Here is a 17,853-nt window from a genome sequence, read left to right on the forward strand (position 1 = left end):
CGGCGCGCCGGGCCCCGGGCCGCCCCCCCCCCTCCCGGACCGCGCGGGCCCCCCGGGGCGGGGGGGGGGGGGCCGGGGCGGCCCCCGCCCCCACCACCGGCGGGGAGGCGGTCAAATCCATTGGGCTGCTCCTGATTCCACTCGAGAGTCTCCTTGCGCGGTGGTCATGTCGCACCGATGGAGAAGGTGGCGGTGCCGGTTCCCGGCGGGCCCGACACGTCGACTGTGATCTCCCACTGCCCGGACATGGGCAGCTCCACGGCGGCGCGATAGTGGCCCGGCGCGATGGCCTCGGCCGTGGCCGGTGGTACGGCATGGCCCATCTGCGGCATGGCGGGCGCCACGAGCACGCGGGTCGGCGTGGCGGGATTCTCCTGGCGGTCGGTGATGTCGAATTCGACCGTGTTGGCGCCCACGCGCAGCGGGCCGGTCAGCCGAACCAGGTAGGGACCGGCCGGGATTCGCGTCGACTGCTCCTCGCCGTCCTCCGGCCACCACAACCACGCCGCGAGTCCCGCGATGACCACGCCGAACGCCAGGAAGACGAGCACATCGCGCCGATTCATCGCGCACCTCGTTGCGGCGGTGTCGTCTCGGCAGCGCGTAGCGTGCGAATCACTGGGGCACCTCGGCTTTCACGTCGATCACGGCCGGGACGGTCAGCACCGCGTAACCGCGCTCGGCCTGGGCCCAGACCAGGTAGCGGCCGGGCAGCGGGAAGGTGTAGGTGAACGCGACGTCCGGGCCGTAGGCCGCGACGGTTTCGTCGGGAGCCTGCGCGCCCGGGCCGAGCATCGGCGGCATGGCGTGCGCGTGGGCCCAGACCGGCGCGGTGGTGGCGGCGGTCCCGGCGGGCGGGCCGTCCGGTAGCGGGCCCACGGCAATGAGGTGGCCCGCCATGCCCAGCCACGGCTGCAGATCGGCACCGCCGCCGAAGTGCGCGGTGAGCGTGCCGGGTACGCCCGCGACAAGATCGGTTGCGGTAAGGGAAGTTTCGGTCGGTGGCGTGGCGGAATTCGCGGCGTGCGACGCGGCGTCGGCAGGCGGAGCGACCGACGGGCCGGGGGTGTCGTCGGCTGTCCTGACGGGTAGCGGTGGGGCGGGCGATGCTGTGCCCGAGGCATTTTCGACCGGGCGCGGTGCACCTCCGACACGAAGTGCCGAGCGCAGGAGCTGCAAACCGCCGCCGCGCCTGCCGATCTCGGCGGCGACCGCGTAGTCGCCGGGTTCGGGGAGGGCGAGCTCGACTTCGAATGTGCCGGGGGCCGTGCGGATCGGATGCCGGTGCCACAGCCGCCCGGACGGACCGACGACCATCAGGTGCATCAGCGCGTCGTCGACGGCGAGCAGATCGTCGACGGGACGCCCGGTGGCGCCGTCGATCAGCGACAGCGTCAGTTCGGTAGGGCGGCTGGTCTCGGCGGACGCGCGCGTGTGCAGGGCCAGATTGACCGGCGGGCGTGAGTAATTCGTCGTCGTGGGCAGGTCGCGTTCGGGGTACGGGTCGCCGATGCTGTCCGAGGTGGGATCGAGCAGGCTGCCCGCGGGCCGCGGCGCCGGGGCGCTGCCGGAGAGGACGGCGCCGGTGACGCCGACCGCCAGCGCCGCGACCATCGCGCCCGCGGGCAGCAGCGTCGGCCAGCCGCGCCGCGAGATCAGCGCCGTACCGATCGAGACCAGCAGCAGCGCGCCCGCGGCGACGAATCCGCCGTAGGCGGCCCGCTCCCACGGCGTGACCACCGGCGCCGCGACCAGGAACGGAATCCGCGCGACCCGCTCGCCGTCGCCGACGGTCAGCTCCCAGGGCCCGGCGTGGTCCACCCGCAGGGTCGCCGGATGTGGTCCGGCGCGGTCGGTCAGCTCCACCGTGGCCGACGACCCCGGGCCGGCGCGATCGACGGGAATCGCGTCGAGCGCGAGCATGCCCGGCGCGGTCCCGGCATGGGTGACGATCTCGACGCGCAGCGGCCCGGGCACGGGTTCGACCCGGCGCACGATCACGGTCAGCTCCCGATCGCCCAGGGACTGCGCGACAGCGAGATCCGCCCCCGCCGGACCGCCGTCGGCCCGTGCGAGCGGACCACCGAGCACCAGCATGCCCACCAGGCAGGCGCCGATCGCGACCACCGCACCACGAAGTCCCCGCATATCAGTGGTGTCCGAGCGTGGTCGCCGCCGCGCGCCGACCCGGCCCCGCGGACTCGAGACCACGGAAAACCCAACGGCCAGCGGCAAAACGAACAGTCGACGACGACAACACCACACCGATTATGCCGCCCCTCCCACCCACCGTCACCGGCCGAATCCCGCACCCCGGCCAAAAGCACGCCGGGGACGGGTTAGGGGGTGGAGGAAGGTGGCGCCGCGGAGGAATTCGAAGAGCATGTCCACGTCGCCGTCCGGGGATGCGTGGCCCGCGCGGGCGGCGGCGTCGATGGTCTCGCGCAGTGCGCGGCGGGTGGGGCGTTCGCCGCGGTCGATCAGGCGGCGATAGCTGTCCCGGTCGTCGTGGTACGCCGACAGCAGGCCGGTGATCGCCGAGCGTGCGGCGGGGATGGTTCGAGACGGAGACGAACAGCCGCGTCCAAGCCAGCAGGTCGGCGTGCGGGTCGCCCGTCGGGGTGGGGGTGGTGCCGGTGTCGAACATCCTCTACGACAGCGACTTTCGCGTCACCGGCGTGCTGGACTGGGAGATCGCCTACCTCGGCGACCACGAGGCCGATCTGGCCTGGATGCTGTTCCTGGACTGGGCGTGCAGCGAGTTCGAGGGCCGCGCCCGGCTTCCCGGCACGCCCACCAGGGCGGAGACCATCGAGGTCCTCGCGGCCGTGCTGCTCGGCATCCCGCTGCTGCGCATGACCCACCGCCTCCGCCTATCCCCCCGCCCCGGCGCTGAACATCCCTCCTCGCGCGAGGTGGTCTACTGCGACAGCCGCTTGCGGAGCAGGTCCTTGCCCTGTTCGGCGCCCTTGCGGCTCTCGGCCTGCGCGCGGCGGAAGAACTCCGACAGCTCCCGGTCCCCGGAGCGCTCGGCATCGGCCGCGTAATTCTCCATGCGCAGCGCATTGCTCAGGCAGGCCTCGGTGAACCAGATGAGGTTGTAATCCTTGTCCGGGGTGCCCGTGACGTGGCCTGTTTCGGCGGACTGTGTCATGTTCCCGCTCCTTCGGGTCGTGTACTGACGTCGTGTCCTCGCGCTACCCGGGTTACGGTGTCCGAAACGTCGCCTACGGGACGACGCGCAGGGTCCGCAGGGTGCCGTCGGCGGCGTCGGGGATATTCATCCCGGCGGCGTGCCCGGACCGGAGATAGTCCACGACGGCGGCGGTGAGCCGCTCGCCCGGGACGACCGCGGGTATCCCGGGCGGATACGGCGTGAGCTGTTCGGCCGCGATGCGGCCCGCCGCCTGTGCGGCCGGTACCGCCACCGCCGGGCCGAAGAACGCGTCCCGCGGCAGCAGCACGCTCTCGAGCTGGATCTCCTCCGGCGTGGGGAGTCGAATACCGTGCGGCACAGGGTCTTTCAGCTGTGCTCGCCAGTCCGCCAGGCCCCCGACGAGCGCCTCGGTGCTCGCCTCGTCGTCGGCGATCGACAGGGTCGCCAGGACGCGCCGATGGTCGCTGAGCCCGACGTCGATGCGGCGGTGCGCACGCAGCCAGTCGGCGGCGTCGTATCCGGTGGCGCCGGTGGCGGAGACATCGGTGAGCACCTGCATCCGGTCCAGATCGTGGGACGCCTGCGCGCCCAGCAGCACATCCTCGAGCACCTCGATATCCGGGATCTCCGCCAGCGCGGCGCGGGTGCGTTCGGCGGTCCGCAGCGCCGCATCCAGGAGCGCGCGGCCCCGCTGGACCATCTGGCGGCGCCAGCCGTCGAGCGCGGTGTAGATCAGCACGTTCGGGCTCGTGGTCATCAGCAGGTCGGCGCACGCGCTCAGCCGCGCCGGATCGACCAGGTCGCCCCGCAGGTGGAACACCGAGCCCTGTTCGAACCCGGCGCCCATCTTGTGCACACTCACCACGCACACGTCGGCACCGGCATCCATTGCCCACGTGGGCAATTCGGGATGGAAGGGCAGATGCGCACCCCACGCCTCGTCGACGATGAGGGGCTTGCCGCGGGCGTGACAGATGCGCGCGATGGCATCCAGATCGGCGCAGGTCCCATACGGGCTCGGGCTCACGATCAGCGCGCCCGCCGCGTCGGGGTGCCGTTCCCACGCCCGCTCCACCTGCCGCGGCGACGGGGGATGGGAGAAGTGCCGGTCGGCGTCCCAGCGCGGGGTGATCCAGCGCGGCTGCACGCCGGAGAAGATCAGCCCGGCGACGATGGATTTGTGACTGTCGCGGGCGACGAGCAGCCCCCCGTCGTGCCCGCCCGCGACCGCCATCATCGCCGCCTTCACCGACAGCGAGCTGCCGCAGGTGGAGAAGAACGCCGAGTCGGCCCCGACCGCATCGGCCATCAGCGCCTCGGCCTCGGCGAGATGGCCGGAGCGGGCGAGCCGGTCGTCGAGCCCGGGTGCGGCCAGGACGTCGGAGCGGAAGGCGTCGAGCCCGAGCACCTCCGACACCCGCCGGTCCACCGCGCGTCCCTGGCGGTGGCCGGGCGGGGTGAATCCGTATCTGCCCAGGCGGTGATAGTCGGCGAGGGCATCGACCAGCGGGGCTCGGGAATGGTCCATAGTCCAGCGCTACCCGCTGGCGTGCCGGGCACACCTGCGGCTACCGGCTCTCCGATGGCTCAGCGCCGGAAGGGGCCGGTGACCTCGTAGGTGATGCCGTCCGCGCTGGAGCCGGTGGTGCCGCGCTGCGAGGAGAAGTAGAGGCGGTTGCCCGCCGGATTGAAGGCCGGACCGGTGATCTCCGAACCGTCCGAGTCGGCGACCTGTAGGAACGGCGCGACATTACCGCCGGAGATGAGGCAGATCTGCATGTCGTCACCGTCCTCGGCGACGTACAGATCGCCGTTGGACGCCCCGGTCACGTTGTCCACGCCCGCCAGTTCCGCATCGCCGTCGTAGGCGACCGACAGCCTGTTGTTCACCGCGTCGAGCGCCCAGACCCGGCCGTCGCCCTTGGTGGTGAACCAGCATGTCCCCCCGGCGTAGTAGCAGCCCTCGCCGCCGTCGAACGCCTTGGACTCCGGCACCTGCCTGCGGGTCGGCGCGGAAGTTCCCGAGCGGTCGGGGATTTCGCGCCAGCCGACGGCCCCGTCGTTCTCGACCAGCACCTCGAGCCGTCCCGCGATCAGGGCGGGCCAGACGGCCGGAACGAATCGGTAGAACCGGCCGTCGGGGCGATCCTCGGTCATGTACACGACCCGGCGGTCCGGATCCACGGCGCACGCCTCGTGGGTGAACAGGCCCATCTCGGGCAGGCGGACCGCCGGGCGCAGGCCCCACGGGTCGGTCTCGAACACCGCGCCGCCCTCCAGCTCCTCGCAGGACAGCCAGGTGTTCCACGGGGTCGCGCCGCCCGCGCAGTTGAGATTGGTGCCGGACAGGGTGCGGTGGGCGCCGAGGATCGCGCCGTCGGCGCCGAATTTGATCGCGCCGACCCCGCCGGTGCCGCTGACCTCGCTGTTGGACACGTAGATCCAGCCCGGTCCGTCGGCGAAGCACGCGCCGCCGTCCGGTGCGGGATGCCAGACGTAGTTCGTCCCCGCCACCGGCTGTCCCGATCGCGCGACGATCCGGCTGGTGAATCCGGCGGGCAGCGACACCCCGTTGGCATCGGGTTCCGCCAGCGGGCCGTAGGGGGATTCGCCCGCCGCGGCACCGGCCCGGAAGGCATCCAGCCAGGACGCACCACCGAATGCGGCGGCGGCCGCACCACCGGCAACGCTGACTCGCAGGAAACTTCGACGATCCACCGGGCACCTCCGAAACCTGTCGACTTTGCCGCACCCGCCAGCAGACGCTGCGGACAGTAGTGCAGTCGCGCCGACCGCGCTACCCGGCGTGCGGGAGTTTTGTGCACTCGAACAGCCGGGGTCCGGGTATGTCGAATATCTGCCGATACTGCCCGGGTTATGGCGGCCGTACTGTGCATTCAGCGGCTACGGGGGTCGCGGCTGGACGAACTGCCCGACTGCGGGCGGCGAATGGAGTGAGTCTTCGATGATGACAACGTTGCGTCGTCGAGCGGTACCGCTGGCGGTGGCCGGTGCGATCGTGATGAGCGTGATCGGCGGTAGCGGGAGCGCATTCGCCGAGCCCGCATTCCCGCCGTCGTTTCCGCCGGACCAGAATCAGCTGCCGCAACTGCCGCGCGAACCGGATATCTACGACGCCCTGCCGATTCCGGCGCCGGACAACGACCCCTGGTACGACGACCCGGCGAATCTCGCGGAATTGCGGCCGGGCGACATCATCCGCAGCCGGGTGGTGCAGACGCGGCTGCTGGGAATTCCGGTGCCGGTCTTCACCAAGCAACTGCTGTTCCGGACCAACGACGTGCACGGCAACCCCATCGCGACGGCCACCACCGTCATCGTTCCGGGCATCCCGTGGGTGGGTAGTCCGCGGCCGGTGATCTCGTTCCAGGAGGCGATCGACTCCACCGATTCCTCCTGCAATCCCTCGCACACGCTGCAGGTGGGGACGTTCAAAGAGATTGCGCTGGCGCAGTATTGGATTGCCCAGGGATTCGCATTCAACATTCCCGACTTCGACGGCAAGTTCAATACCTTCGTGACCTACGACGAGGGCCAGATGGTCCTCGACAGCCTGCGCGCGATGAAGAACGATGCGTCGCTGGGCCTCACCGATTCCGGAATCGGCATGTACGGCTTCTCCGGTGGCGGGTCGGCTACCGCCCGCGCGGCCGAACTGCGCCAGAGCTATGCGCCGGACGTGAAGATTCTCGGTGCGGCATTCGGCGGAGTGCCACCGGATCTCGGCGCCATCGCCGAATACGCCACCGTGGCGCGCCCGGGCGTCACGGGTATCAGTAGCTTCACCATGTGGCTCGGCGCGGCCGCACTGGCGCGCGAATTCCCGGAGGAATTCGACCCGAAACGAATGCTGAACGCCGAGGGGCAGAAGATCATCGAGGATCTGAACAGCCGCTGCGTCTACTCCACGGCGCTCACCGGCATGTACCGGCCGATCAGCGAGTATTACGCGCCCGGCTCGCAGGGGCTGAACGATCCCGCGATCCAGCGCGTGCTGCAGAGCCAGAGCCTCGGCAAGCACATTCCCGACATTCCGCTGCTGTGGTGGAACGGTGTGTGGGACGAACTCATTCCGACGTCGATCGTGACGCCGACGGTGAACGACTACTGGCGTCGCGGTGCGGACCTGCGGTACTACACCATGCCGGTGCCCGAGCACATCGTGAACGCGGTCGCGGGCTGGCCGCCCGCCGTCGCCTGGCTCAGCGCGATCCTGCGCGGACTGCCGCCGGGGCCGAAGTTCAAACTGGACTATCCGTCGCCGTTCCCGCCCGGGTTCCCCGGCGCCTGACAGAGGCCGCTCCCCGGCTCAGCGCGGCCGGGCCCCGTCGAAGAACAGGGAGAGCGCCGCGCCCGCCGGATCGCGATGCGCGGCCGGGGTATTGCTCATGCCGATGGCGTACACGATCCACAGCAGCGTATCGACGAGCCAGTCGGCGGGCTGGTCGGCGCGCAGGTCACCGCGGTCCTGCGCGGCGCCGACCAGATCGATCAGCGGGCGCTTCCATCGCGTCCAGCGGCGGGCGATCCGCCGGTCGAAATAGTCCTGATGGCTGGTCAGCAACTGCAGCAGCCGCACCCGGTCGAAGCTCTCGCGGACGACCGTGGCCAGCGCGTCCTCGAACGGCTCCGCCCGGTCGAACACCTCGCGCAGCAGCCGTTCCGTCTCGTCCAGCACGCGGATGTGCGCCGCCCGCCGCAGGGCGTCGCGATCGCTGAAGTGCCGGTAGAGCGTGGCGCGCGCCAAGCCCGCCGTCGTCGCGACGTCGTCCATTCTCGGGTCCGGCGTCGCCGGGGTGACCAACCGGAGGTAGGTCTCGATGATCCGTTCGCGGTTGTCCGCCGCATCCACGCGCACGCACCGAGGGTAGCGCCCGCGCCGCGGAAGTGAGACATGAGTGTCTCATTCTCCTTCTACGGTGATGGCAGCCGGGCGGCCCGTCCGGCGCCTACGCCAGAGGAGGAAAAACCTTGTCGCACACCATGAATCAACTCGCCGCCGGAATCGGATCCATCGATCCGGAGGAGGTGGACCGGCTGCTCGGTCGTCGGCACGCCCTGCCCGCGGCCTTCTATTCCGACCCGGAACTGCATCGGCTGGAGCGGCGGTTGCTCCTCGCCCGCGCGTGGCAGGCCGTCGGTACCGTGGGCGAGCTGCGCGGGCCGGGCGACTACCTGAGCACCGACGTCGCGGGCGTGCCGGTGGTCGTGCTGCGCGGGCGCGACGATGCGCTGCGCGCGTTCGTCAACGTCTGCAGGCACCGCGCCAACGTGATCGTCACCGGCAGCGGTACCTGCCGCAGCCTGCAGTGCGCCTACCACGGCTGGACCTACTCCCTGGACGGCTCGCTGAAGGGGATACCCCAGCGCAACCAGGGCGACCTGCCTCCCGCCGATAGGCTGGGACTGCGGCCCGTGGCGGTGGACGTCTTCGGCGGGATCGTCTTCGTCTGCCTGGAACCGCAGGAATCGCTGCGCGAGCAGCTCGGCGATATGCCGGACATGATGGCGCGGGCCGGATACGACTTCCCGTTCGCCGACCCGGACGGCGGCCCGACGCCGATCTCGACCGGTGCGCAGGACCGGCCGGACGTGCGGGCGAACTGGAAGCTGGTGGTGGACAACGCCAACGAGTGCTACCACTGTCCGACGATCCACCCGCGGACGATCTGCGCGGTCACCGGTGCCGAATTCGACTACGAACTCAACACCGGGGGAAAGTTCGGGATGGTCGTCGGCCAGTATCTGGCGCCGCGGTGGCAGGCGAAATTCCCCGACGGCAAGACCGGCAGCCAGTACGGATATGCCCAATACACGTTGTGGCCCAACACGATTGTCGTCAGCGGATACGTCGGCGAGCACATCCTCCGGCTCGAACCCACCGGCCCCGGCACCACCCGCGCCATCGTCCGCACCTACCTGCGGCCCGAACTGCCCGCCGAGCCGGTCGCCGAGATGAACGCCATCCTGTTCGGCCGGGGCGTCGAGGAGGACATCGAGGTGATGGAGCGGGTGCAGCACGGGCTGGAGTCCGGCTACTACGAGCCCGGCCCGCTCATGAACGGCCCCGAGGGCGTGATCCACGCCTTTCAGCAACAGGTTTGGGACATCCTGCGACCGGCATTCCAGGAAGGGTGACGCCTCGCCACCCGCCGTGCTCGGAATAGGGCCGTGCTTGTAGACCCGGCCGTGCTCGGAATACCAGGCCGCGTGCCTGAGGTTCGGGTTCATATGAAGATCGGGATCAACACTTTCATCACCGACGAGGGCATCAGTGGTCCGAAGCTCGGGCGGGCGCTGGAGGAACGCGGGTTCGAATCGCTGTTCCTGGCCGAGCACTCGCACATCCCGGCCAGCCGCCGGTCGCCGTACCCGGGCGGCGGGGACCTGCCCCGGGTCTACTACCGCACCCTGGATCCGTTCGTCGTGCTCGGCGCCGTCGCGGCCGTCACCGAGCGGCTGATCCTCGGCACCGGGGTCACCCTGCTGATCCAGCGCGACGTCATCCACACCGCGAAGGAGGTCGCCACCCTCGACCAGCTCTCGAACGGACGCGCCGTCTTCGGCGTGGGTGTCGGCTGGAACCGCGAGGAGATGGCCGATCACGGCACCGATCCCCGCACCCGCGGTGCCCTGCTCGACGAGCAGCTCGAGGCCATCCGGAAGATCTGGACCGAGGACGAGGCCGAATACCACGGCCGCTTCGTGAATTTCGATCCGATGTACGCGTGGCCGAAGCCGGTGCAGCGGCCGCACCCGCCGATCTACATCGGTGGCGGGGAGGCGGCGGCCAAGCGCGCCGTCCGCCACGGCGTCGGCTGGATCCCCAACGGCGCCCCCGATGCGGCGTCGGTGCCCGCGCAGCTCGCCCAGCTCCGCGCCGCCGGTGGCACGAACACGCCGATCTCCATCACGCCCGTGGCCCCCGACCCGGCGGTCCTGGACGCCTACGCCGAGGGCGGCGCGGAACGCGTAACCTTCCCCCTCCCGACCGTCCCGGAATCCGAAACCCTGCGCACCCTGGACGATTTCGCCGAACTGGCCGACCGCTACCTGACCTAGGCGGGACTGCGCCGCCGCCGCATCACCCGCGCGGGTCGCGGTGTTTCAGGACCGGATCGGTGATGCCGTTCCAGCAGGCGAGTTGGGCGGCGTCCCAGCCGTCCAGCTCGGCGGCGGCCGCGTAGACGGATTGGAAGAATGTCAGCGCCGCGCGGACGGGGTCGGGGGCGCGGCGGGCCTCGTCGTAGGCGTAGTAGGCCGAATGCCCGGAACCCGCCGACACCCAGCGCGCGCCCGGCGGCAGGGGCCGGTCGGCGAGTCCGGCGGGCTCGGGCGCGGCGTAGGAGTAGAACGTCGGCTCGGGCACCGCGTCGTCGCCGAACCAGAATCCGGCGCTGATCTCCTCGCGCGAATACGACTCGCGGGTCACCGCGTCGACCTCCGCCGACAGCTCGACGTGGCGTTCGGAGAAGCGCTGCACCGCGAGATCGAAGGTGTGCCAGAACAATTGGACCGGGCTGATCTTGCCGGAATAGCTGGCGTTGAAATCCTCGAGAATCCGGCCCACTTGGCTGGTCACCCGGAACGCCGCACGTGCCCGGGCCGCGTCGTAGTCGGCGTGCTCGGTATCGTCCTCGAACGGGCGGTGCGCGTCCGGCAGATCGAACGGATGTGGGTGGGGGAGAACGACATCCACGCCCAGGTCGGACAGATTGCCCATCACGTCGCGGTAGAAGGTGGCCACCGACTGCCGCCGCAGGTCGATCTCCGCCTCGGTGCCCCGGTCGGTCGCGATCCGCAGCACATCGTCGAAAAAGTCGAAGGCACAGGTGAATACGGGTCCGTCGTGCGCGGTGCCCAGCGGCACCGTGGTCCAGCCCCGCGCGGTGAGCCGGTAGGTCATATGCCACCAGTGATTGCGGCGGATGCCCTTGGCGAGCGCCACCTTGCCGACGATCTGCGCGAACCGGTGCAGCGTCTCCTTGGTGGGCCGCCAGGACTGCAGCGGCAGCGCGGGCAACAACTCGGGAGCGTCGGTCATACCCGAACGGTACGGCCGCTCAGGTCTGTTTGCTGCAACATTGCAGACGATTCTAGCATTTATTAGAAGAGTATTGACTAGACGATTGGGTGCTGGAATGCTCGGGCCATGCGCGAGGCCGAGTTCACCGTCGAGAGCCTGGCCGCCCGGGCTGGCGTCCCCACCAGCACCGTGCGGATGTACCAGACGAAGGGGCTGCTGCACGCCCCCCGCCGCGCGGGCCGCACGGCCCGCTACGACGCCTCCCACCTGGAGCGCATGGAGCTGGTGCAGCGCCTACAGGACCGGGGCTTCTCGCTGGCCTCCATCGCCGCGCTGCTCGCCGCCCGTGCGCAGGGGGCCAGCGTGGCCGAGCTGCTCGCGCTACCCGGGGGCCCGGAGGATTGGGTGCCGCTGGGCCTGCGCGAGATCCGCACCGTCATCAAGACCAAGAACCTGCGACCGGCGTTGCTGCGCAAGGCGACCCGGCTGGGCCTGATCCGCTGGCAGCGCGGCAGGCCGCAGGCCCGGCGCTGGGCGCTGGCCAGCGGGCTGCGGGTGGCCGAGCTCGACATCCCGGTGACCGACGTGCTGGACCAGTTCGCCCGGCTGCGCGCCCATACCGACGAGATCGCGGCGGACTTCGCCGAGGTCTTCGAACGCACCCTGTGGCCGCGAATTCGGCAGGGCAGCACCGAAATCGACCAGCTGGACCAGGTCCGCGCGCTGCTGGAGGAGCTGACCGGGATCGCGGAGGGGGTCGTGGTCGGCGCGCTGCGCGAATCCATGCGCGACCTCGCGGAGCGGTTCGCCGCCCGCCACGAACTGCTGCCCGCCGAGGGGGAGGCCCCGCCGTGGGCCGACCGCCCCGTCCCCGTTCTCAGCGAGCGCCTGCTGGAACCCCGCCGGGCCGACGACGACGCCGTCGAACAATTCCTGAATGCCGAGGACCTATCGTGAACAAGCTCTACATCGAGACCCGCATCCGCACCGACATGGACCTGCTGTGGGAGCGCACCCAGAACCCGGCCGAACACCGCCGCTGGGATCTGCGCTTCACCGAGATCGACTACCTCCCCACCGGACCCGGGCAGCCGCGGCATTTCCGCTACGCAACCCGGCTGCCACCGTTCCGCCCGGTCACGGGCACCGGGACCAGCGCGGGCGACCGCGAGCGGCCGGACGGCAGCCGCACCTCCGCCCTCCGGTTCCGCTCGGACGACCGGCTCTCCCTCATCGAGGAGGGCAGTGGCTACTGGCGATATATCCCCACCCCCAACGGAATTCGCTTCTACACCGGTTACGACTACCGCGTGCGCTGGGGACGGTTCGGCGCGATCGCGGATCGGGTCTTCCGCCCGGTCATGGGCTGGGGCACCGCGTGGTCGTTCGACCGGCTGCGGCTGTGGTGCGAACGCGGCGTCTCGCCCCGGCGTTCGCTGATAAACGCCGGGTCGAGTTGTTGCTCCGTGGGGTTGCTGTCGCGATAGCCGTTGTGGCGCTGGCACTTTCGTGGCCATCTGCGTGGTCGCTGGTGCTCGCGGGCGGCGCCGTCGCGGCCGTATCGGTGCCGCCGGGGCCTTCCACTCCGGCGGCGCGGCGCTGCCTGCGCACGCCTCCCGCCCGGACGACCGCCCCGGCGCTGCTGCACGCTGTGGAGGCCGCGTCGTGACGTCGATGTTCCGGACGGTCCTCGGGGCAGATTTCGATCGCCTCCATCCGAAGCTGCGGCGCCGCTTCGCCGTCGGCCTCGACGGCGCCGAGGCATGCCTGGGAACCGGTGTGATGGAACGCATCTGGCACGGACCGCGGGTGGTCGAACCGTTCCTCGCGCTCGGTGGCACCCGCAACATCCTGCTGCCGAGCACCGGCACGGACATCCCCTTCACCATCGAAAACATCCCTTACCGGGATACTTTCGGCCGGGAGACGGTGTCGTTCGTGCGCACCTTCGCATTTCCCGGTGGCAGCCGCCGATTCGACGCGCAGATGGTCCTGGATCCCCGGCGTGACCGGATCGTCGACTACCTGGGCACCCATCAGCACCTCGCCTCCGAACTGCATCTGTCGGCCGAGCCGGACGGCTCCCTGCTGATCCGCTCCGGCGATCTGCGACTACGCAAGGGCCCGTGGGGATTACGGCTGCCCGCCGCTCTGCACGGGCGCGCCGAGGTCCGCGAATCCTTCGACGACGCCCTCGGCCGCTTCCGCATCCGGGTGCGGGTCACCAATCCGATCATCGGCCCGATCTTCGGCTACCACGGCACCTTCACCGCCGAGTATGTCGACGCCCGCACCCACGGCGTCCGCCCGGGGCTGCGACCGCGGCGGGAACGGCCGCGGGAGCGATCGCGTGCTCGGACCACTCACTCGCGCGTCGGCGCCGCATCAGGCACCGATCGAATTGGCCGCTGACCGGTGGGACCTGCAGACTGGTCGGCAATGATGCCGCCCGAACTGCCCGATCTCCCCGTCCGCGCGGTGCTCGACGACATCGTCGGCACGCTCGCCGGACAGGGGACGGCCGTGCTGGTGTCGCCGCCGGGGACGGGGAAGACGACCCTGGTGCCGCTCGCGCTGGGTGCGCGGATGCGGGGGCGGGTGCTGGTGGCCGAGCCGCGGCGGCTGGCGGCTCGTGCGGCCGCCGCCCGGATGGCCTCCTTGCTCGGGGAGCCGGTCGGGGCCACCGTCGGATATTCGGTGCGCGGCGACCGCAGGGTGGGCCGCGATACCCGGATCGAGGTCGTCACCTCCGGCCTGCTGGTGCGCCGACTGCAGAGCGATCCCGAGCTGGCGGGTGTCGACGCGGTCGTGCTCGACGAATGCCACGAGCGGCACCTCGATGCCGATCTGTTGCTGGCGCTGCTGCTCGACGCCCGCGCGGGACTGCGCCCGGATCTGCGGGTGCTGGCTACATCGGCGACGGTCGCCGCGGACCGGCTCGCGGAGTTGCTCGGCCCGCCCGCACCCGTGCTGCGGGCGCACGGTACGACCCATCCGGTGAGGATCGACTACGTGGCGCCGAACAAGGGGGAGCGGCTCGAGGCCCAGGTGACTCGCGCCGTGCGGGCCGCGCTCGCGCAGGCCGAGGGGGACATCCTGGTCTTCCTGCCCGGCGCGGCCGAGATCCGGCGTGTGGCACAGCAACTCGGCGATCTCACCGCGGTGGATGTGCTGCCGCTGCACGGCAGGCTGTCGGCGGCGGCGCAGGATGCCGCGCTGCGACCGGGCGCGCGGCGGCGGATCGTATTGTCCACGGCCGTCGCCGAATCCAGCCTGACCGTGCCGGGGGTGCGTGCCGTCGTGGACTCCGGCGTCGCCCGGGTTCCGCGCACCGATCACCGCCGGGGCATGTCCGGCCTGGCGACGGTGCGGGTGTCGGCGGCGGTGGCGCAGCAGCGAGCGGGGCGCGCCGGGCGCGAGGCGCCGGGCCGGGTCTGGCGGTGCTGGCCCGAGCACGAGCACAGCACCCTGCCCGCCTATCCGGAGCCGGAGATCCGCACCGCCGACTTGACCAGGCTCGCACTGGAATTGGCGTGCTGGGGGACGCCGGACGGCAGCGGGCTCGCCTGGTGGGACGCACCCGCTCCCGGTGCGTTGTCGGCCGGTCGCGATGTTCTGAAAGCGCTTGGTGCGCTGGACGATTCGGGGTCGGTCACCGATCGCGGGCGCCGGATGGCCGGGGTGGGCCTGCATCCGCGACTGGCCCGCGCACTGTTCGACGGTGCGGCGGAGGTGGGGGCGCGAGCGGCCGCCGAGACGGTGGCGCTGCTCGATGACGATACGCTCGCGCCCGGCGTCGATCTGGTTGCCGCCCTACGCGTTCTGCGATCGGAACGACCCGCGCGCTGGCGGCGCGAGGCGGACCGGCTCGCGCGGCTGGTCGGGGACACCGGCCGCGGCCCGGTCGATACCGGTGAAGTTGGTCGTGCGCGAGGGAGTTCCGGCGCGGATGGCTTCGCGGACGCTGAAACAGCTACCGTGCCAGGTACTTCCGATGATCCGGCGCTCATCGCGGCGCTGGCCTGTCCCGAGCGGCTGGCGCGGCGGCGCGGACGCGACTCGTCCAGCTATCTCATGGCGGGTGGTACGGCGGTGACCTTGCCGCCGGGATCCGGCTTGTCCGATGCGCACTGGTTGGCCGTGGCGGTGGCGACGCGCGATCCGGGTCGTGCCGAGGGCCGGATCCGGTTGGCCGCCATGGCCGATGAACCACTCGCGCGCCGAGCCGCACCGGCTCTCGTCACCATGGCCGACGAGGTGGACTGGATCGACGGTGACGTCGTCGCGCGCCGGGTGGAACGGCTCGGGGCAATTGTGTTGTCGGAGAAGGCGTTGGCAGATCCGGATCCAGAACTGGTGGACCGAGCCCTGCGGCGCGGGCTCGGCGAGGGCGGTCTGGAACTACTGCGCTGGGATGCCGAGGCGGTGGGACTGCGGCAGCGGCTGGACTTCCTGCACCGCACGCTCGGCGCGCCGTGGCCGCCTGTGAACGACGATGCGCTGCTGGACGATATCGACAGTTGGCTGGCCCCCGACCTCGCCACCGCGCGCCGCCGCGCCGATCTGGAACGCCTCGATGCCGGACCTGCCCTGCGGCGCCTGTTGCCGTGGCCCGCGGCCGCGCGATTCGACGAGCTTGCGCCGGAACGCATTCCGGTGCCCTCCGGCAGCCGCGTCCGGGTCGACTACTCCGCGGACCAGCCCGTGCTCGCGGTCAAGGTGCAGGAGATCTTCGGCTGGACCGACCCGCCCCGCCTGGCCGACGGCCGCGTATCCCCTGTCCTGCACCTGTTGTCGCCCGCCCGCCGCCCCATCGCCGTGACGGGCGACCTGCCGTCCTTCTGGCGCACCGGCTGGCCCCAGGTCCGCGCCGAACTACGCGGCCGCTACCCCAAACACGCCTGGCCGGAGGACCCCACCACCGTTCCACCGCACCGAGGCACCGCCCGCAACGCAACCTGACCCGAAATTCGGTCCGGTCACCGCCTCGATCGTGCGGTGAGCGTGCCCGGCGTGCCTGTCAGGGGATGATGATCGTTGCGGCGGCCGGGGCCGGGCCGTCGGCCCAGGTGTGGCCGGTTTCGCGCGGGGTGATGCCCTCCTCGGCCCAGACGGCCAGCAGCTGTGCGACCTTGTCGTGCATGACGGTGCGGAGCCGGTCGAACGAGTTCTGCGGGGTGTCGTCGACCTCGCCGAGCAGCAGCCACCAGGCCCAGGCCACGGCCCCGGCGTTCGCGACGAAGTCCGGCAGCACCGGGACGCCGCGGGCGGCGAGCATGGCCTCGGCCTCCGGCGTGGTCGCGGCGTTCGCGGCCTCGACGATGATCCGGGCCCGCACGTCGTAGGAGTTGTCCGGCGTGATCGCGTAGGAGATGGCCGCGGGGACCAGGATGTCGACCTCGGCGGACAGGATCGCGTTGCGCGGCAGCTGTTCGATGCCCGCGGGCAGCCGGGAGCGGTCGATCTCGCCGTAGCCGTCGCGCAGCTCCAGCAGCGCGGGGATGTCCAAGCCCGCGGCGCAGTGCAGGGTGCCCGCCGCGTCGGCCACGGTGGTGATCTTCATCCCGGCCTCGTGCAGGTAATAGGCCGCCGCCCCGCCCATGGTGCCGACGCCCTGGATCGCGGCGGTCGTCTCGGCGGGCGCCCGGCCCCACGAGACCGCGGCCGCGAGGCACGCATGCGCGACGCCGTAGCCGCCGATCACGTCGCCCAGCAGGAATCCGCCCTCGACCGCGGCGTTGAGCCCGTTGCGGACGCGTTCCAGGGTCGCGGCCGGGTCGTCGGCGCGGCGGATCGCGGCGTGGTAGCTCTGGCCGAGGCCGAGCTTCTCGAAGACCTCGTCGATCAGGTGCTGCGGGACGCCCAGGTCCTCCGCGGTCACCCAGTGCGCGTCGAGCCACGGGCGCATGGCCTCGCAGAACCGCTCCAGCACCTCGACGGCGCGCGGATCCTTGGGATCGAAGTCGATTCCGCCCTTGGCGCCGCCGATCGGCAGGTCGAAGGTCGCGGTCTTGTTGGCCATGCCGCGGGCGAGGTCCTCGACCTCGGTCAGCGTGCAGCCGGCGCGCATCCGGGTGCCGCCGGTGGCCAGGCCGGAGCGCAAGGTGTGCACCACGAGATAGCCGACCGCGCCCGTCTGTGAGTCGGTCCACTGCAACCGCATGTAGGGCTCGAAACGACGGATCGCGGGGGCGGTCACTGCCGCGGGGATGGCGGGAACGGTCCGCGTGGTCACCTGCGGGGTGCCCCCGGCCGGGTTCTGCATCGTCGTCACGGCGATCTACCTCCTCTGCGTCGTCGGTCCGGTCACCACCAGCCACAGGAGGACGCCCGGTCGCACAACCCGTCCGTTCCCGGCCCGTGGCATGCGTCCGGTGCCACCAGCCTGCGGTTAAACCTATCCGCGCGTCTATTTACGGTTCTTTCACGGACCTGTTCACGGTTGCTGAACAACACCCGGATCCCGGCCAAAAGCACGCCGGGAAGGATGTTGTGTCGCTGCCGGGAAGGATGTTGTGCCGCTGCCGGGAAGGAGGTTGTGACGGGGCCGGGATGGATGGTGTGTGGACGCGGGGAAGGAGGTGGGGTCGCCGCCGGGATGGATGTTGGGTCGTCGACGTGAAGGGGCTTGGGACGCTGCCTGTCAGGG

General features: G+C 71.0%; 17 protein-coding genes. 8 read left to right on the top strand and 9 right to left on the bottom strand.

Translation table 11 applies throughout. The annotated features are described in order from the left end of the window. Positions 1 to 164: 164 nt before the first annotated feature. From QH290_RS18245 to QH290_RS18265, 6 genes are all read right to left on the bottom strand, one after another. Positions 165 to 566 (bottom strand): FixH family protein, encoded by a 402-nt coding sequence (locus tag QH290_RS18245; RefSeq protein ID WP_280266773.1) that lies wholly within the window; start codon positions 564 to 566, stop codon positions 165 to 167. A 49-nt stretch (positions 567 to 615) separates the two neighbouring features. Then, a complete protein-coding gene (locus QH290_RS18250) occupies positions 616 to 2,148 on the bottom strand; it encodes a hypothetical protein (RefSeq protein WP_280384106.1) in 1,533 nt (510 codons plus the stop codon). 144 nt (positions 2,149 to 2,292) lie between these two features. Continuing rightward, positions 2,293 to 2,556 (bottom strand): TetR/AcrR family transcriptional regulator C-terminal ligand-binding domain-containing protein, encoded by a 264-nt coding sequence (locus QH290_RS38140; protein WP_425303622.1) that lies wholly within the window; start codon positions 2,554 to 2,556, stop codon positions 2,293 to 2,295. Positions 2,557 to 2,920: 364 nt separating this feature from the next. Next, complete coding sequence (locus QH290_RS18255) at positions 2,921 to 3,154, bottom strand: hypothetical protein (RefSeq protein ID WP_280266771.1); 234 nt, start codon at positions 3,152 to 3,154, stop codon at positions 2,921 to 2,923. Between the two features lie 73 nt (positions 3,155 to 3,227). Next, positions 3,228 to 4,685, bottom strand: coding sequence for an aminotransferase class I/II-fold pyridoxal phosphate-dependent enzyme (locus QH290_RS18260; RefSeq protein ID WP_280384108.1), 1,458 nt, complete (start codon positions 4,683 to 4,685; stop codon positions 3,228 to 3,230). Between the two features lie 59 nt (positions 4,686 to 4,744). Next, positions 4,745 to 5,875, bottom strand: coding sequence for an alkaline phosphatase PhoX (locus QH290_RS18265; protein WP_280266769.1), 1,131 nt, complete (start codon positions 5,873 to 5,875; stop codon positions 4,745 to 4,747). 250 nt (positions 5,876 to 6,125) lie between these two features. Here QH290_RS18265 and QH290_RS18270 point away from each other — a divergent pair, with 250 nt between their 5' ends. Next, positions 6,126 to 7,469, top strand: a complete 1,344-nt coding sequence (locus QH290_RS18270; protein WP_425301770.1) for a lipase family protein — start codon at positions 6,126 to 6,128, stop codon at positions 7,467 to 7,469. Between the two features lie 18 nt (positions 7,470 to 7,487). On the opposite strand, the gene QH290_RS18275 is transcribed toward QH290_RS18270, so the two are convergent. Further along, positions 7,488 to 8,036, bottom strand: a complete 549-nt coding sequence (locus QH290_RS18275; RefSeq protein WP_280384110.1) for a TetR/AcrR family transcriptional regulator — start codon at positions 8,034 to 8,036, stop codon at positions 7,488 to 7,490. Positions 8,037 to 8,149: 113 nt separating this feature from the next. On the opposite strand from QH290_RS18275, the gene QH290_RS18280 reads away from it, so the two are divergent. Further along, entirely contained in the window at positions 8,150 to 9,316 is a 1,167-nt protein-coding gene (locus QH290_RS18280; RefSeq protein WP_280384112.1) for an aromatic ring-hydroxylating oxygenase subunit alpha, read from the top strand. 93 nt (positions 9,317 to 9,409) lie between these two features. Then, positions 9,410 to 10,240, top strand: coding sequence for an LLM class F420-dependent oxidoreductase (locus QH290_RS18285; protein WP_280266765.1), 831 nt, complete (start codon positions 9,410 to 9,412; stop codon positions 10,238 to 10,240). 22 nt (positions 10,241 to 10,262) lie between these two features. On the opposite strand, the gene QH290_RS18290 is transcribed toward QH290_RS18285, so the two are convergent. Continuing rightward, positions 10,263 to 11,222, bottom strand: a complete 960-nt coding sequence (locus QH290_RS18290; RefSeq protein WP_280384114.1) for a DUF5996 family protein — start codon at positions 11,220 to 11,222, stop codon at positions 10,263 to 10,265. Positions 11,223 to 11,330: 108 nt separating this feature from the next. On the opposite strand from QH290_RS18290, the gene QH290_RS18295 reads away from it, so the two are divergent. The 5 genes from QH290_RS18295 to hrpB are packed head-to-tail and all read left to right on the top strand — an operon-like array spanning position 11,331 to position 16,166. Beyond that, on the top strand, positions 11,331 to 12,161 hold the full coding sequence (locus QH290_RS18295) for a MerR family transcriptional regulator (RefSeq protein ID WP_280384116.1): 831 nt from the start codon (positions 11,331 to 11,333) through the stop codon (positions 12,159 to 12,161). Then, the gene (locus QH290_RS18300) at positions 12,158 to 12,691 is read left to right on the top strand and encodes a hypothetical protein (RefSeq protein ID WP_280384118.1); all 534 of its coding nucleotides are present in this window, start codon (positions 12,158 to 12,160) and stop codon (positions 12,689 to 12,691) included. Before QH290_RS18295 ends, QH290_RS18300 begins: the two co-directional genes overlap by 4 nt. 5 nt (positions 12,692 to 12,696) lie before the next feature. Then, a complete protein-coding gene (locus QH290_RS18305) occupies positions 12,697 to 12,873 on the top strand; it encodes a hypothetical protein (protein ID WP_280384120.1) in 177 nt (58 codons plus the stop codon). Positions 12,874 to 12,878: 5 nt separating this feature from the next. Next, the gene (locus tag QH290_RS18310; RefSeq protein WP_280384124.1) at positions 12,879 to 13,616 is read left to right on the top strand and encodes a DUF4166 domain-containing protein; all 738 of its coding nucleotides are present in this window, start codon (positions 12,879 to 12,881) and stop codon (positions 13,614 to 13,616) included. Positions 13,617 to 13,643: 27 nt separating this feature from the next. After that, positions 13,644 to 16,166: an ATP-dependent helicase HrpB gene (hrpB, locus tag QH290_RS18315; protein ID WP_280384122.1), complete on the top strand. Its 2,523-nt coding sequence runs from the start codon at positions 13,644 to 13,646 to the stop codon at positions 16,164 to 16,166. A 58-nt stretch (positions 16,167 to 16,224) separates the two neighbouring features. On the opposite strand, the gene QH290_RS18320 is transcribed toward hrpB, so the two are convergent. Then, positions 16,225 to 17,469 (bottom strand): Glu/Leu/Phe/Val dehydrogenase dimerization domain-containing protein, encoded by a 1,245-nt coding sequence (locus QH290_RS18320; protein ID WP_425303623.1) that lies wholly within the window; start codon positions 17,467 to 17,469, stop codon positions 16,225 to 16,227. Positions 17,470 to 17,853: the final 384 nt, after the last annotated feature.

The sequence above is a fragment of the Nocardia wallacei genome (genome assembly GCF_029869545.1).
GTDB classification, from domain to species: Bacteria; Actinomycetota; Actinomycetes; order Mycobacteriales; family Mycobacteriaceae; genus Nocardia; species Nocardia wallacei_A.